This window comes from Roseateles oligotrophus (genome assembly GCF_014204525.1).
Classification (GTDB): domain Bacteria; phylum Pseudomonadota; class Gammaproteobacteria; order Burkholderiales; family Burkholderiaceae_C; genus Paucibacter_A; species Paucibacter_A oligotrophus_A.
Genome location: NZ_JACHLP010000012.1, coordinates 76826 through 91040, shown reverse-complemented (window position 1 = coordinate 91040; position 14215 = coordinate 76826). Strand labels below are relative to the sequence as shown.

At 67.1% G+C, this 14215-nt stretch carries 12 protein-coding genes; 6 read left to right on the top strand and 6 right to left on the bottom strand.

Annotation, left to right across the window (positions count from 1 at the left end; translation table 11 throughout):
* Nucleotides 1-73 precede the first annotated feature (73 nt).
* Nucleotides 74-3835, top strand: a complete 3762-nt coding sequence (locus HNP55_RS22195) for an AAA family ATPase (RefSeq protein ID WP_184304306.1) — start codon at nt 74-76, stop codon at nt 3833-3835.
* Nucleotides 3836-4122: 287 nt separating this feature from the next.
* Here the strand turns inward: HNP55_RS22195 and HNP55_RS22190 are convergent, their stop codons facing one another.
* From HNP55_RS22190 to HNP55_RS22165, 6 genes are all read right to left on the bottom strand, one after another.
* Nucleotides 4123-4524, bottom strand: a complete 402-nt coding sequence (locus HNP55_RS22190; RefSeq protein ID WP_184304304.1) for a hypothetical protein — start codon at nt 4522-4524, stop codon at nt 4123-4125.
* A gap of 62 nt (nt 4525-4586) precedes the next feature.
* Nucleotides 4587-4949, bottom strand: coding sequence for a hypothetical protein (locus HNP55_RS22185; protein ID WP_184304302.1), 363 nt, complete (start codon nt 4947-4949; stop codon nt 4587-4589).
* Nucleotides 4950-4981: 32 nt separating this feature from the next.
* The gene (locus HNP55_RS22180) at nt 4982-5122 is read right to left on the bottom strand and encodes a hypothetical protein (protein WP_184304299.1); all 141 of its coding nucleotides are present in this window, start codon (nt 5120-5122) and stop codon (nt 4982-4984) included.
* 196 nt (nt 5123-5318) lie between these two features.
* The gene (locus HNP55_RS22175; protein ID WP_221439738.1) at nt 5319-6218 is read right to left on the bottom strand and encodes an alpha/beta hydrolase-fold protein; all 900 of its coding nucleotides are present in this window, start codon (nt 6216-6218) and stop codon (nt 5319-5321) included.
* A 122-nt stretch (nt 6219-6340) separates the two neighbouring features.
* Nucleotides 6341-7387 (bottom strand): hypothetical protein, encoded by a 1047-nt coding sequence (locus HNP55_RS22170; protein WP_184304297.1) that lies wholly within the window; start codon nt 7385-7387, stop codon nt 6341-6343.
* Between the two features lie 107 nt (nt 7388-7494).
* Nucleotides 7495-7809, bottom strand: coding sequence for a PadR family transcriptional regulator (locus HNP55_RS22165; protein WP_348648747.1), 315 nt, complete (start codon nt 7807-7809; stop codon nt 7495-7497).
* Between the two features lie 300 nt (nt 7810-8109).
* Between HNP55_RS22165 and HNP55_RS22160 the strand changes: the two genes are divergently transcribed.
* From HNP55_RS22160 to HNP55_RS22140, 5 genes are all read left to right on the top strand, one after another.
* Nucleotides 8110-8679, top strand: a complete 570-nt coding sequence (locus HNP55_RS22160; protein WP_184304293.1) for a hypothetical protein — start codon at nt 8110-8112, stop codon at nt 8677-8679.
* A gap of 1197 nt (nt 8680-9876) precedes the next feature.
* Nucleotides 9877-11286, top strand: a complete 1410-nt coding sequence (locus HNP55_RS22155; protein WP_184304291.1) for a hypothetical protein — start codon at nt 9877-9879, stop codon at nt 11284-11286.
* A gap of 3 nt (nt 11287-11289) precedes the next feature.
* Nucleotides 11290-11733, top strand: a complete 444-nt coding sequence (locus HNP55_RS22150; RefSeq protein WP_184304290.1) for a phosphate ABC transporter substrate-binding protein — start codon at nt 11290-11292, stop codon at nt 11731-11733.
* A gap of 2 nt (nt 11734-11735) precedes the next feature.
* On the top strand, nt 11736-13766 hold the full coding sequence (locus HNP55_RS22145; RefSeq protein ID WP_184304288.1) for a PP2C family protein-serine/threonine phosphatase: 2031 nt from the start codon (nt 11736-11738) through the stop codon (nt 13764-13766).
* A complete protein-coding gene (locus tag HNP55_RS22140; protein WP_221439736.1) occupies nt 13763-14212 on the top strand; it encodes an ATP-binding protein in 450 nt (149 codons plus the stop codon). The genes HNP55_RS22145 and HNP55_RS22140 overlap by 4 nt, the downstream gene beginning before the upstream one ends.
* The last annotated feature ends 3 nt before the right edge of the window (nt 14213-14215 follow it).

Below are 14215 nucleotides of genomic sequence, written 5' to 3'. Positions count from 1 at the left end.
AAAGGCAGGCAGCGGGCGCCTGCACGTGCCCAGGCATACTCGCGCCTCGACGCCGCCCTAACCCTGCACACCCATGCCCGCCCAGTCCCCCACAGCCGCAGCCCCGGACACGCCGCACGCGCGCCCGCGGCTGCGGCTGCTGGGCGGCTTCGAGCTTTGCAACGCGCAAGGCGAACCGCAGGCCCTGCCCTACGACAAGGCGCGCGCCCTGCTGGCCATGCTGGCCCTGCAAACCGGGCCCTTGCAGCGCGAGGGCCTGGCCGAAACCCTGTGGCCCGACTCGGCCCTGCCCCAGGCCCGCGCCAATCTGCGCCGCGCCCTGTTCGATCTGCGCCGCTGCCTGGACGGCCTGGGCCTGCAACCCAGCCTGCCGGCCGACAAAAAACAAGTGCAGCTGCTGCACGAGGGCCTGAGCCTGGACTGCCAGGACTTTGCCCAGGCCCAGCTGGACGCCACCAGCCCCCAGCGCGAGGCCCGCCGCCAGGCCTTGCAGCAATGCCAGAGCCTCTACCGCGGCCCCTTGCTGGCCGGCCTGGCCCTGAGCGAGGCCCCCGGCTTCGAGCAATGGCTGGCGCCGCGCCGCGAGGCCTTGCAGCGCCAGGCCTTGCGCAGCCTGCAAGCCCTGGCCCAGTTGCAGGAGGAAGACGGCGACAGCGCCGCCGCCCTCGCCAGCGCCCACCAATGCCTGGCCCTGGACCCCTGGTGCGAGGCCGCGCTGCGCCGCTGCATGCACCTGGCCGGGCCGGCGCAGACGGGCGAGGCGCTGGCCTTGTTCGAACGCTTCCGCGCCCGGCTGCACGGCGAACTGAAGGCCCAGCCGCAAGAAGAAACCCAGGCCCTGGCCCGGCAGCTGCGCCAGGCCCAGGCCGGGCCGGCCGAGCCGCCCCTGCCGGCCCGGCCCGAGCGCCGCCGCGTCGTCGCCCTGGCCTGCGAATGGGGCCTGATTGAGGCCCTGCAAGCCCAGGCCGAGGAGTCCCTGGCCTCCGAGCAAATAGCCCGTCAGATGCAGCGGCAGCTGAGCCAGGCGCGCGAGCTTTTGCTGGCCCAGGGCGCCCATGTGCAAAGAGCCGAGGGCGGCGAGTTGCTGGCCTTTTTCGGCCACCCGCAGGCGCTGGAGCAGGCGCCGCGCCTGGCCCTGTCGGCCGCGTGGCAGCTGCTGCGCCTGCCGCGCGAGCCATGCCTGGATCTGCGCCTGGGCCTGCATGCGGGCTGGGTGCATGCGGCACCCGAGCAGGCCTCGCCGGACGGCGTCGGCGCCATCTCCCGCCAGGCCCGCAGACTGGCCTTGCTGGCCGACGCAGGCCGGGCCCAGGTCAGCGCCGAGCTGTGCCAGCAAAGCGAGCGCCACCACCGCTTCGAGCCCGCCGCGCCCGACGGCAGCGCCGCCCTGCTGAGCAGCGGCCCCGGCGGCCGGGCCGAGCTGCTGCGCCAGCTGCTGCCCATGGTCGGCCGCGAGGCCGAGCTGGCGGCCTTGCTGCAGCAATGGGCCGAGGCCGAAGGCCAGGCCCGCGCCGTCTGGCTGCAAGGCGAGCCCGGCCTGGGCAAGACCCGTTTGCTGCAGGCCCTGCGCCAGGCCGCCCATGCGGCAGCACCCGCCCTGCAAGGGCCGCGCGTGCTGCAGCTGCAATGCCGGCCCGAGACCTTGCACAGCCCCTTGCAACCCATCGTCGCCCTGCTGCGCCGCAGCCTGCCCGCGGACTGCAGCGAAGCCCAGGCCGAGCAAGGCCTGCAAGCCCTGCTGCAACAAGCCGGGCTGGACAGCCCCCACCACCGCGCCCTGCTGAGCCAGCTGCTGCAGCCACAAAGCACGCAGAGCCCCCCGCTCATCGAACCCCTGCACAAACGCCAGCTGCTGGGCCTGCTGAGCACGCTGTTCGAGCGCATGGCCCAGGGCCAGCGCCAGCTGCTGATCCTGGAAGACCTGCACTGGGCCGACCCCTCCACGCTGGAACTGCTGGCCCTGCATCTGGCCCGCGCCAGCGCCCAGGCCCTGCCCGGCCTGCTGCTGCTCAGCTCGCGCTTGGCCCCGCCCGCGGAGCTGCGGCCCCAGCTGTCCCTGCAGCTGCAGCTGCACAGCCTGCCGGCCGCGCAGATGGCGCAGCTGATCGCCCAGCTGGCCCACGCGCCCAGCGGCGCCGAGCCACGCCGCGAGATCCTGCAGCGCGCCGACGGCGTGCCCTTGTTTGCCGAGGAACTGGCCCGCTCCTGGCACCTGGCCCAGGGCCGGGCCGGCGGCGAGCAGATTCCCGCCACCTTGTGGGACCTGCTCGCCGCGCGCCTGGACCAACTGCCCCCGCTGGCCAAACACCTGGCCCAGGGCGCGGCCCTGCTGGGCAGCGGCTGGGAGCCCGAGCTGCTGCAAGCCCTGCTCGGCCTGAGCGCGGCCCAGCTGGATCAAGGCCTGAGCCAGCTACAGCACGCGGGTCTGCTGCAATTGAGCGTCAGCGGGGTCTGGCAGTTCCGCCACGCCCTGCTGCGCGAGGCCGCCCTGGAGACCCTGGCCCCGGCCGAACGCCGCGCCCTGCACCGCCGCGCGGCCGACGCGCTGATGGACCGCTACGCCGCCCGTGCCGCCGAGGCCCCCGAGGCCCTGGCCCGCCATCTGCACGCCGCCCAGGACCCGGCCGCCGCCCACTACTGGCTGCAGGCGGCCGAACGCGCCGCCGCGCAATCGGCCCAGGTCGAGGCCCGCCATCTGTTCGAACAAGGCCTGGTCGCCCTGCAATGGCCGGCCGCTGCCAATGCCAATGCCAATGCCGACCCCGCCCTGGCCGAACGCCTGCGCGCCCCCCTGCTGCTGGGCCTGGGCCACTGCCTGCTGACCCTGCAAGGCTATGGCTCGGCGGCGGCACGCAGCTGCTACGCCCAAGCGCTGGACGCTTGCCTGCAAGCCCCCGAACGCGGCCGGGGCCTGCGCTTTCAGGCCATGTGGGGCCTGTGGCTGGGCAGCCGCAGCGGGCCGGGCGAAGCATCGGCGCTGGATTTGGCGGCCGAGCTGGGCCGGGTGGCCGCGCAGGACCACGATGCCGCTGCCGCCGTACAAGCCAGTTATGCCCTGGGCAACAACCTGTTCTTCGCCGGCCAGCTGGCGGCCGCCAGCCAGGCCCTGCGCGAGGCCGCCGAAGCCGGCCAGCGCCTCGCGCCCACCCTGCTGACCGGCCGTTACGGCGAGCATGGCGGCATCACCGCCCGCACCCTGCTGAGCTGGCCGCTGGCCCTAACAGGCCAGGCCGAGGCCGCCCAGGCCCAGGCCCGCGAAGGCCTGGCCCAGGCCCGCGCCCTGGGCCATGTGCAGACGCTGGGATTCAGCCTGGCCATCGTCGCCGTGCTGCAGCGCCATCTGCGCGAACTGGGCGCCGCCGAAACCTATGCCCGCGAACTGGCAGAGCTGAGCGAGCGCCACGGCATGGCGCTGTGGCGGGTGGTGGCCGATCTGGTGCTGGGCTGGACGCAATGCCAGCGCGGCGAGCCCGCGGGCCTGGGGCTCATCGAAGCGGCCTGTGCCGCCTCGGCCGTGGCCATGCCCAGCACCGAGGCCACCTTTCTGTCCTTCTTGATCGAAGCTCAATTGCAGCTGGGCCTGGCCGAGCCGGCCCTGCAAAACATCGTGCGGGCTTTGGCCATGGCGCAGCAGCGCCAGGAGTTCTACCTGCTGCCCGAGCTCTGGCGCATGCGCGCGCTGGGCCTGCAGCTGAGCCGGGTTGAGGACGCTGCGGTACGCGCAAGCCTGGCCCAGGCCCTGGCGCATGCCGAGGCTTTTGGGGCGGAGCTGCTGCGGCAACGTTGCTTGAGCCAGCAAGCCGCCTTTGAAGACTCAATGCGAATTCAACGTTAGCTACAGAAAGTTGTAGGTCGGGTTCGCGCAGCGAAACCCGACGCCTCAGCAGCACGATGAGTAGCCATCTGCTTACGCTTTCGCCAACCCGACCTGCGAACTTTCGTGGTGAGCGGAAGGGACTTGAAATTTAAGACCTGACCCTGTCTACCCGTGAAATTTAAGACCTGACCCTGTCTACCCGTACTGTCTACCCGAACTCACGTCTTGAGGGAAGCAGCAAAGGCGACTATCGACTACTGCCCACGTCAATCCGCTTGATTAACCGGGAAGTCCCTGTAAAAGGGTTAGGCGGCTGGCTGCAAGAGCTCATACAGGAAGTTTCCAAGGTACATCAGACCGCCCAGCGCCACAAACAGAAAAACGATCGTCACGACGGCGAACGCAATGCGTTTGATCGAGAGCTCTCCGGGATGCGCGGACTCAGGGGTCTTCCCGAGTACCGCTCGATATGCACCAACGATCACGAAGGCATACGAAAGCACTGCCGGCAGCATCGCCAGGGCAGGAATACTGGGCGCAACAAAGATTAGCGACCCGCCAATGACAAAACACAGAAGACCAATGCCAAGGCAGAGAAGCCCGTTCTTTCGGATCTCTGCCGAAGACGCACCACACCTTGGCGAGAAGGACTCCGAAACAGCGTCCAACACCTTCTCGCCGCTACGGAAAATTGAAGATGGTTGCATTCGATCTAGATACATAACATACAAACTCAGCAGCACCGCAAGTCGTCGGCTACAACATAAGGTTAGACATCTTGGCCACTTGGAATCTCTTGTGCGCGAGGCTCAGCCCGCTCGGAAGCCAGCCTAGATTGCCGCTGCCACAGGGCAAGCCAAGAAATTGCAGGCGCAATGGGAATGAACAAGATCGGCAGCAAACCGAAGTAGATCCAGCTTGCACCTAGCAACGTGGCACACCGCCCCAAGATAAACAGAGGAGAAAAAACGCTAGAGAGAATGACCAGCCAGCCCACAACCATGTAAGCCCGCACGTCAGTCTTGTAGTACGGCAACGTGATGAACCACCCGATGCAACTGCCGCCAAGAAAGATGAGGGGCATCAAGAGGAGCAACTTTCTTGCTCTGGAAATTTCGGTTTGTGTTGGCATGGACGAGGATCAATCGGTTGAAATGAAGGGGGCTACCAGTCAGCGTTTATCTGCCGCCACATTTCGCTGGCGAAGCGGCCAAGCGGAGCCGGCGACAGATCAACCGTGTTGAACTGAATCGCGCCGCCCGAGGTGGCGTTCAGTGGAGATTTGGTCAAGGCTTGCGCGGACATGCAGCCAATTATGGGCGGATTGCAGCACTCAGAAGTGCGGAGATGCCCGCAAGGAACTGCCGTCAAGCTCCGCTTGGCGTATCGACGCGGCCGGGCTGCATTACTTGATTGCCGGCCGCGCATGCCTGGCAAGACCCGCCCCTGTCTACCGCTCAGCTGTTTGTTTGCTGACACGAATGTAGTCCAGAGCAGCACCTCAGCCCCGCAGCAGAAAGCGGGCCAGCGAGTCGATATCGCTGGCGCAGTGGCCGCCGTAAATTGGGTGCCACTCGGTCAGCCAACCCTGGACACGGGCGCGTTCGACCAGGCGCTGACTGCCCTCGAAGTTGCCGTAACGATCGTACAAACCGTTAGAGACATACAGCTGCGGGCCCTGGCTCGCGGCAGGCAGGGGCCGCTCGATCAAGGCCAGCGGTGATACCTGCTGCCACTCCGCATCGTCCGCCACGTATCGGCGCGCCAGGCTGAGGACGCCGAAGCCGATCTTGGGATCGGCCCCGGTTCGTTCCAGGGCGGCCTTCAGCTGGCTCAGCGAGGCAAACGGCGAATCTATATAGACACCGGGACAGAGCGCCGCCACCTTGGCAAAGCGTTCGGGCCGGCTCAGCCCGAGGATCAGGGCATTGAGCCCGCCCATCGATTCGCCGAGAAGCAGGCGGTTTGCGGGCCGGCCATGCCGAGCTTCGATCGCGTCCATGTCCACGCTGATCTGTTCCAGCAGGCCGCTGGCTTCGGTCTTGCCCCTGGGCGTGAGCAGCCAGACCGGGCCGTAGGACAGCGTGACCACGGTGGGCGGACGCTGGCCCCTCTGCTGCCAGGCAGCCTGGATCATGGCCGTCATATAGCTGGGGTCGTTCCAGGCCGTTTCGTCGAGCTTGCGGCCATGCAGGTGGTAAACCCAATCACCGTTCACGCCAGCGGCGTCTCGGTTGATGCAGTAACGCAGCCGCCCCTGCTGCCCGCACTCCTGCTGTGCCGGTGTGAAACGCACGGCCTGGGTCCCCCAAGGCTGGCTCCAGTGCTGCCAGGCCAGATAGAAGGAGCCCAGCAACATCAGCACGGCGATGGCAAGGAAGGAGCGACGGCGGAGGGTCATGGCGGTTTGTCCTGTGAATGGAGATATGTGATTAGCGTGCTGAAGCAAAAGCGCCCATGCAGCGGCCTCAAGCTGGCCTTTTCAAGGCCAGCTTGAACTTCAGGGCTGGGGGAAACGTGGGCTCAGTAAAGCCTGAGCAAGCCGCTGGGTTCGCGCCTGTTCGGCGGAGTTGCTGCGCCGGATCGGCCGACCAGCCTCTGCCCAGGTCCAGGTACCGCGGCCAGACTGAGGACATAGCCCAGGATGGCGCTGCCGCCCATGCCCAGTAGCGGGCTCGGCAGCCATCCCGGCAGACTCAGCAAAAAGATGCCGGACCAGAGCAGGCCATGCTCAAGCGCATGCCGGTGTCGCCAAACGGGCAGCACAGACGGCAACAGGGCCGCGGGCAGGAGCCAAGCAAGTGCAAGCCCCGAACCCTGCGACCAGCTCTGCATCAGCACCTGATCAACAAAGGCCTGGGTACTCGGTGCCTGCCAGGTTTGGCTCGTCATGCCTGCGCCCAACAAGGCCAGACAGGCAAGCAAAGACTCGCCCCGGTGGCCTGGCCGACGCCCGCCGCGCAGCAACAAAATGAGGCCCATGAGCAGCAGCCAGCAAAGTTCCGCTTGCGCTATCAGCGCCACGATGGCGAGTGCCAGGCCCAGGCCTGTGCTGCCAGCGAATCTTTCGGCTCCCGTGTTCGGCGCTCGTCCCGATAAAAGCAAGAGGCTGGGCAGCAGCAGCCAGACGGGCTGAACGGTGACAGGCCCCAGTCGCAGCCAGCGGCCGGCCAAGCCTGCAATGGGTTCCAGAGCGGTGCAAGCCAGCAGGACTGCACCCAAGAGAAAGCACAGCGTCGCGCGCAGCCGCACATCCGTCTGCAAACGCTGCCGTGGCAGCAGAGCCAAGCTGAGCAGTGCAAAACTTAGCGACACACCATTCATCCAGGGCCAGGCCGGCGGCGCCCCTGCCAAGGCCATGAAGACGCCGCCCGCCAGCACGGCCAAGCAGGCGCAAGCGCCGCCAAGGCCGGCGAGCGAGGAAAACAGGAGGGTCGTGCCTTGCGTCAAGGGATCAACAGCCACCCAGAACATGGCGAACAGGCGCAGCTTCAACGCCAGCCCCAGGCAACCCAGCGCGAAGCTGCACGCCGCCCCGGGTGAGCTGACCGCGTCCAACTCCGCAGCCATGGCTCGCCCCCATTGGGCATATTCCGATGGCATCAGGGCCAGACATGCACGCATCATCCCCTGCGCGCATGCCAAGACCCAGCCGCTTTGCCTTGGACTCGGATTGCTCATATCGAGGAGGCCGATGTTTTGGCTGCAGCGCTCAAGCCAGGCTGGGGCGCCATGGCGTCTCGACGCGCCCGCGCCTGATCGAGCGCTTCGCCCATGCCAGCCAGCCAAGCTCGGCCTGCTTGTGTCAGCCGGTAGGCGTGGCGTGGCGGGCGGCCCGGTGTGGGCGACTCCTGCCACACCGCTTCAAGCTGGCCCTGCGCTTCCAGCCGCATGAGCAAGGGATACAAGGTCCCGGACTTGATGTCGGCCTGCGTCGCAATGTCATAGCCATGACGCCATTCATCACCGGCGTCGGCCAAAGCCAGCAGCACGGCCAAGGCCTGCTGCGAGGGAGCGCGTGTTCGTTTCATGCAATAACTCTACATATGTAGAGTTACCGAGTCAAGCGAGTTTCACGAGACTCCTAAGCCGTGATTAAAAAAGAAATCCGGTAAAAAAACCGCGCTGCATGGGCGGCAGTGTCGGATTGGGGATGGGAAACTGCGGACGCTCTCAGACTCCATCACGCAATACTCGCAATGACCTTGGCACTGGCAAGACCCGGCACTTTCGACCCCAAGCTTGCGGTCTTGCTAGACGCTCCTTCGCGCCGCTCAAGACTGCTGGCCGCCTTGCTGAGTCTGCTGATCCTGGGCTGCTTCTTGCAGCTCTTGATGAGGCCATCCACCGCCCGATTCGAGGGCCCAGGGCTGAGGCAAGCCATCACTGTTTTCCTCAGCCCAAGCAAAGAAGTCAGTCAACGGGAGGAAGATCCGCCACCCCAGTTTGGGAAGCTTTCATCCCTCGTCATCTCGGAACCATCGTTTGACTTCGAAACGGCAACCGCGTCAGCCGCCATTGCCCAAGCCCCCAGTCCGACGCCGCCCCCGCAAGGCGACAGCCTCGACATACCAGCAAGCCCCGCCCCCTTGCAGCTAGGCACCGACACCTTGCGCGCGGCCATGTCGAACAGCAAAAGCCAAGTCCAACAACTGGCCGAAGCCAGCGGCCAGGACTTGGGCACGCCCAAACGCAGCAAGTCGGATCACTTCGCGGCAAGTGCCGAGTTTGCTGGCAAGCCCGGCTGCCTGCGGCCCGACGCGCTCAAGTTCAACCCGCCCAAAATCGGGCCGGTAGAAGTGTCTGGCATTCTCGTCCTGCCCTTTATGCTGCAAGGCCCGCTCATGGGCAAATGCGTGTAAGGCCGCGAGCCGGCAAGCCCAGTTGTAGGTCGGGTTTGCGCAGCGTAACCCGACGCCTCAGCAGTACTATGAGGAGCCATCTGCTTACGCTTTCGCCTAGCCGATCTACGAACTTTCGTGGTGAGCGGATGGGACTTGAAACTTAAGAACTGACCCTGTCTACCGCTGTCTACCGATTGATTTGTCGGGAAGTCCCTGTAGTAGGGTTAGGCGTATCGGACGCCAAAGCACTTACGGCTCAACAAGTTCAACGCCGATTACGCCGACGTCGCCCCAAGGCGCGAACAAAGGAGTGCTCGTACCAAATGCACGGATGCGCTTGCCCGTCCACTCGGGAGGAACCATCGCTATTGAGAAATAGCAAAAGGAAGCGCCAGTAAGGACCGCTCGATCATAGAGAAGCGCATATGTACCCTTCGTGACCGAAGGCTCGACGAGTTCGACGCGCCCGCGATCCCAGACGCGGCCTTTTCCGTCAGCGCCCCACGGGACGAGAGTGTTCTGGACGCTGACCACGGTTCCCTCAACAATCCAGTCGGCATGGGAAGAGCACGATTCGCCTCTTGCCTTTGACATTGTGCAGGGACTCGGCCGACATGGGTGATCGGCCCAAGCTGGCAGAGAGATGAGGGCGGTCATGAGCGAAGCGAGAAAGAAGCGCATGGTGACTCGAGGTCCTGGAAGACGCATAACGAGGCTGTCCAGCAACTCCCCCCCAATCCCGGAGGGCGACTCAAGGTTTGCAAAGACGAGTTTCTGGAGCCATCGGTGAATTTGCTTCTGTACGCCGCAAATTCGGCACTTGAGTAATTATGCCCACTGTTGCCTGCCTTACTGCCCCCCGGTTTGCCCAAAGCCCGTTCTCTGCAGCTTTGCGCTGGGCTAATTGCCGCCCTTGCAAACGACCCGGCTGTTGGATCAGCTCCGACAAGTTTTTGAGCTTTCGGGCCGTCGCCAAAATCCTCCACAAGACTCGTTCTTTCGCGGCCCTTTTGGGCCAAGGCCCCTGCCCCGCTGACCCTTTGCGAGGTCTCGGTTCGAAGCGGCCTGGCGCAGCGCTTTCCTGCCTGTCTACCTGCCCGCGTTGAACTCTTCAACGCAAATTCAACGCTCGCTCTGCACAGTCCTGCTCAATCAAGCAGCGCCCATCCCGCCACCAGGCCGGCCGGAGCGCTGCAAAGGCAAGCAAGGACTTTCATGGACAAACAAGCAGCAACCCGGCCCCGCCTGCACAGGCTGGCCGCCGCTTTCGCGCTGGCCTGGCTGAGCCTGGCGGGGCGGCCCGCTGCCGCAGCAGCCGACGAGAGCGAAGCGCCTGCGAGCGAGGCGGCACCGGCCAACAGCAATGCAAACAACAGCAACAGCAGCCTGCGCCTCTCCGGCTTCGCCACGCTGGGCCTGAGCCATAACGACAACGCCACCGCCGGCGCCATCAGCTCCTTCTCGCAGACCCGGCCGGTGCGGCAGGGCTGGTCGGCCAATCTGGATTCGGTGCTGGGCCTGCAGCTGGAATGGCAGCCGCTGGCGCAGACCTCGCTGCTGCTGCAGGGCGTGGCCCGGGCGGGCGAGGACATGCGGCCGCAGCTGCGCATCGCCGCCCTGCGCCAGCAGCTAACAAACGGACTCAGCGCACGCCTGGGCCGGCTGCGCAGCCCGCTCTACTTCGACTCCGACATCGCCGAGATCGGCTACGCCAACCTCAGCATGCGCCCGGCCCTGCCGCTCTACGGCATGGTGAACAGCGTGGCCAGCCTGGACGGCGGCGACCTGCAGTACCGCCACAACCTCGGCGACGCCAGCCTGCTGCTACAAGCCTATGCCGGCGGCTACGACTACCCGCACCGCTTTCATAACCTCAAGCCGGTGCAGAGCGCCGACGCCAGCCTGCGCGGCCTGCGCGGTTTCAGCATCAGCGCCCACCTGCCCCAGGCCATGCTGCGCTTCTCGCGCACCGAGATTGACCGCTACACCTTGCGCTCCGAACAGGTCACGCAGCTGGGCACCGGCCTGGCCCAGCTGGGCGGCGCCCTGCAGCAAATGGCCCGCAACCCGCAGCTGCCCGCGCCCTTGGCGGCGGCGCTGGCGGCCAGGGTGCAGGCCTTGCCAGGCTTGAGCAAGCCTTTTGACAACCGCCCCATCTACACCAGCCTGGGCGCCGACGCTAACTGGCAGCAATGGCGGCTGCTGGCCGAGCTGACCCATATGGACTCGCGCAGCGATCTGGTCGGCCGCTACCGCGGCTACAGCCTGACGCTGGCGCGCAGCTGGGGCGACTTCACGCCCTACCTCAGCGTCGCGCGCCAGCAGCGCTCTGGCCCCAAGCTGGACAGCAGCGCGCTTGCTCCGCTGGGCCTGGACCCGGCGCTGGACGCCGGCATGAGCCAGCTGCGCGCCGGCCTGGAGCAGGCCCAGCAGTTTGCCGACCTGTCCACCCGCTCGCTGAGCCTGGGCCTGCGCTGGGACTGGCGCGAAAACATGGCGCTGAAGGCCCAGTTCGACCGCGTCCAAACCCCCGATTCCCACACACCGGGCGCGCTGGCCGTGCCCGCCCTGCCCTTCGCGCCCAAGCTGCAACTGTTCAGCCTCACGCTGGACCTGGTGTTCTGAGCCATGAAACTCATCCCGCACCTCTTCTGCGCCGCCAGCTGCTGGCTGGCCGCCGCTGCCCTGGCCGCCCCCAAGGAGCCCACGCTGCTGCTGATCGCCCACAAAGACGTCACCCTGGACAAGCTCAGCCCCGAGCGCGCCACCCAGATCTTTCTGCGCCAGCAGCAAAGCTGGCCCGACGGGCAGGCCATCCAGCCCATCGACCTGCGCGAGGGCCATGCCCTGCGCCGCGCCTTCTACGAGCAGCTCAGCGGCCGCAGCCCCGGCCAGCTGCGCGCCTACTGGGCGCGCCAGAGCTTCACCGGCATGGGCCTGCCGCCGCGCCAGGTCGAGAGCGATGAAGAAGTCGCCCGCCTGGTGCAGAGCACGCCCGGCGCCATCGGCTACGTCACCCGCAAGCCGGCCGGCAGCACGGTCAAGGTGCTGCTCAGCGCCAATCTGGAATGAGCATGCTGATCCACGCCGGCGCGGCCCTGCCGCGGCTGCTGGCGCCGGCCAGTTGGTTGTCGGGGCGGCTTTCCTTTTCGCGCAAATTCCTGCTGGTGGGCGCGGTGATGCTGCTGGCCCTGGCCTTGCTGAGCTGGCCACTGCTGCGCAAGAGCACGCTGGAGGCCCAGCAAGCCGAGCTGGAACGCCGCGGCCTGGCCACCCTGGCCCAGCAAGGCCAGTTGCTGGCCGGCCTGATCAATCTGCGCGGCCAGCCCGCCGCCAACGCCCCCGGCCTGGCCGAGCTGAACCAGCTGGCCACCGAGATGCAGCGCCTGCAGCACTGGGCCAAACAGGCCGGCCCGGGGCCTAACGCCCTGCCCGAGCTGGCCACCCGCCTGCAGCAGCACTGGCTGCAGCAACTGGCCCTGAGCCCGCGGGACGAGGCGCAGCGCCGCTTCGCCGCCCACACCGGCAGCATCAATGCCTTGCTGGCCCTGATGCGCGAAAGCGCGCGCGTGCACCGCCTCAGCGTGGACCCGACGCTGGACGCCGCCTTCGACATGCTGGCCCACCGCCTGCCCCTGCTGCAGGAAACCCTGGCCAAGCAACGCGACGCCCTCAACCTGGCCAGCGATGACATGGCCAGTTATGCCGTGGCCGCCCAGGTGGTGCTGAGCGAGGCCATGCCGCCGCTGCGCGCGGGCATGAGCCAGCTGCTGGCGGGCGAGCAGGACGCGCGCCTGCAGGCCCAGCTGCACACCTTGCTCGGCGGCGTCGAGGCCCAGCAGGACGCGGTGGACAAGGTGCTGGACCGGCCCGCCGCCATCGAGGAGCTGCGCCCCCTGGCCCAGACCAATCTGACCCAGGTGCGCGCCCTGGCGGCCGCCAGCATCGCCCAGGCCGATGCCCGCCTGGAGGCGCGGCTGGCCGCCTTGCAGCGCAGCCAGTGGCAGGTGGGCGCCCTGCTGGTGGGGGCGATGGCGGCCATCGCCTATCTGTTCGCCGGCATTTACGTCTCGACCCTGCGCTCGCTGCGCCAGCTCTCGCAAGGCACGCAGGACTTCTGCGCCGGCCGGCTGGACACCCGCATCCGCGTCGACACGCAGGACGAGCTGGTGCTGGTGGCGGGCAACTTCAACAGCGTGGCGGCCGAGGTGGGCCGGCTGCTGGACGTGATCCGCGAGCAGAACGAATCGCGCCAGCGCGAGCTGGAACGCCTGGTGCAGCTGCGCACCCTGGAGCTGGCCGACAAGAACGAGCAGCTGCACCTGGCCGCCCTGCGGGTGCAGGAAGAGCTGGCCTCGGCGCGCGATATGCAGCAAGCCATCCTGCCCCAGCACTTCCCGGACACGGCCGAGTTCTCCATGCGCGCCTGCATGCACCCCGCGCGCGAGCTGGGCGGCGACTTCTACGACTGCTTTGCCCTGGCCGACGGGCGCTGGGGCTTCCTCGTCGCCGATGTGGCGGGCAAGGGCGTGGGCGCGGCCTTTTTCATGGCCGTCTCGCGCACCGTCTTGCAAGACCTGGCGCAGTCCGGCCTGGCCCCGGCCGAGGTGCTGGCGCGCACCAACGAGGCGCTGAGCGCCCGCAATCCGATGGAACTCTTCGTTACGGCTTGCTACGGCATCTACAGCCCCGCGAGCGGCGAGCTGGTCTACGCCTGCGCCGGCCACCCCGCGCCCCTGCTGCGCCAGCCCGGCGGCCGGCTGCAGGCACTGGCCTGCGCCTGCGAGATGGCCCTGGGCGTGCTGCCCGGCATGAGCTATAGCGACCAGCAAGCCCAGCTGCAGCCCGGCGACACCCTGCTGCTCTACACCGACGGCATCACCGAGGCCTTCAACAGCCAAGGCCATGCCTACGGCGAGGCCAGGCTGCAAGCCTGGCTGGCCGGCAGCCAGGGCGAGGCCGCGGCCGACAAGCTGGGCAGCCTGGTGGCCGATGTGGCGGCCTTTGTCGGCGAGGCCGAGGCCTCGGACGACCTGACCGCCCTGCTGCTGTGCCGCAAATCCCCGCATCCCGGTTTTTTGATGGCCAAGGAGAGCTCAACGTGAGCCGTGCACCTCTGCAACTCAAGCACACCACCCGCTTGCTGGACTACCGCCTGGCCAGCCGGGTGGAAGAAATCGCCCCGCTTGCGCAAGCCGTTAGCCGGGCGCTGGTGCAGCGCCCCGACCTGGCCTTTGCCGTCAATCTGTGCCTGGAGGAGCTGATCACCAACATCATCCAGCACGGCCTGCAGGGCGCGCCGGACCGCTACATCCACATCCGCATCTCGCGCTCCGACGAGTGGCTGGAGATCAAGCTCAAAGACGACGCCCCGCCCTTCGACCCTTTCGAGCAAGCCCCCGAACCCAGCCTGGATGCCGAGGTGGAGGAGCGCCCCATGGGCGGCCTGGGCGTGCATCTGGTCAAAAACATGATGGACGACGTGCGCGCCTTCTACGACGGCAGCGGCAATCTGATCGTGCTGTTCAAAACCCTCAAGCGACAAGGATGAATC

Coding starts and splice junctions, on each gene's coding strand:
- HNP55_RS22180 (WP_184304299.1), bottom strand. CDS start 5,122: ATGTCCGCGCAAGCCTTGACCAAATCTCCACTGAACGCCACCTCGGGC.
- HNP55_RS22170 (WP_184304297.1), bottom strand. CDS start 7,387: ATGGCTGCGGAGTTGGACGCGGTCAGCTCACCCGGGGCGGCGTGCAGC.
- HNP55_RS22185 (WP_184304302.1), bottom strand. CDS start 4,949: ATGCCAACACAAACCGAAATTTCCAGAGCAAGAAAGTTGCTCCTCTTG.
- HNP55_RS22155 (WP_184304291.1), top strand. CDS start 9,877: ATGGACAAACAAGCAGCAACCCGGCCCCGCCTGCACAGGCTGGCCGCC.
- HNP55_RS22145 (WP_184304288.1), top strand. CDS start 11,736: ATGCTGATCCACGCCGGCGCGGCCCTGCCGCGGCTGCTGGCGCCGGCC.
- HNP55_RS22190 (WP_184304304.1), bottom strand. CDS start 4,524: ATGCAACCATCTTCAATTTTCCGTAGCGGCGAGAAGGTGTTGGACGCT.
- HNP55_RS22175 (WP_221439738.1), bottom strand. CDS start 6,218: ATGACCCTCCGCCGTCGCTCCTTCCTTGCCATCGCCGTGCTGATGTTG.
- HNP55_RS22150 (WP_184304290.1), top strand. CDS start 11,290: ATGAAACTCATCCCGCACCTCTTCTGCGCCGCCAGCTGCTGGCTGGCC.
- HNP55_RS22195 (WP_184304306.1), top strand. CDS start 74: ATGCCCGCCCAGTCCCCCACAGCCGCAGCCCCGGACACGCCGCACGCG.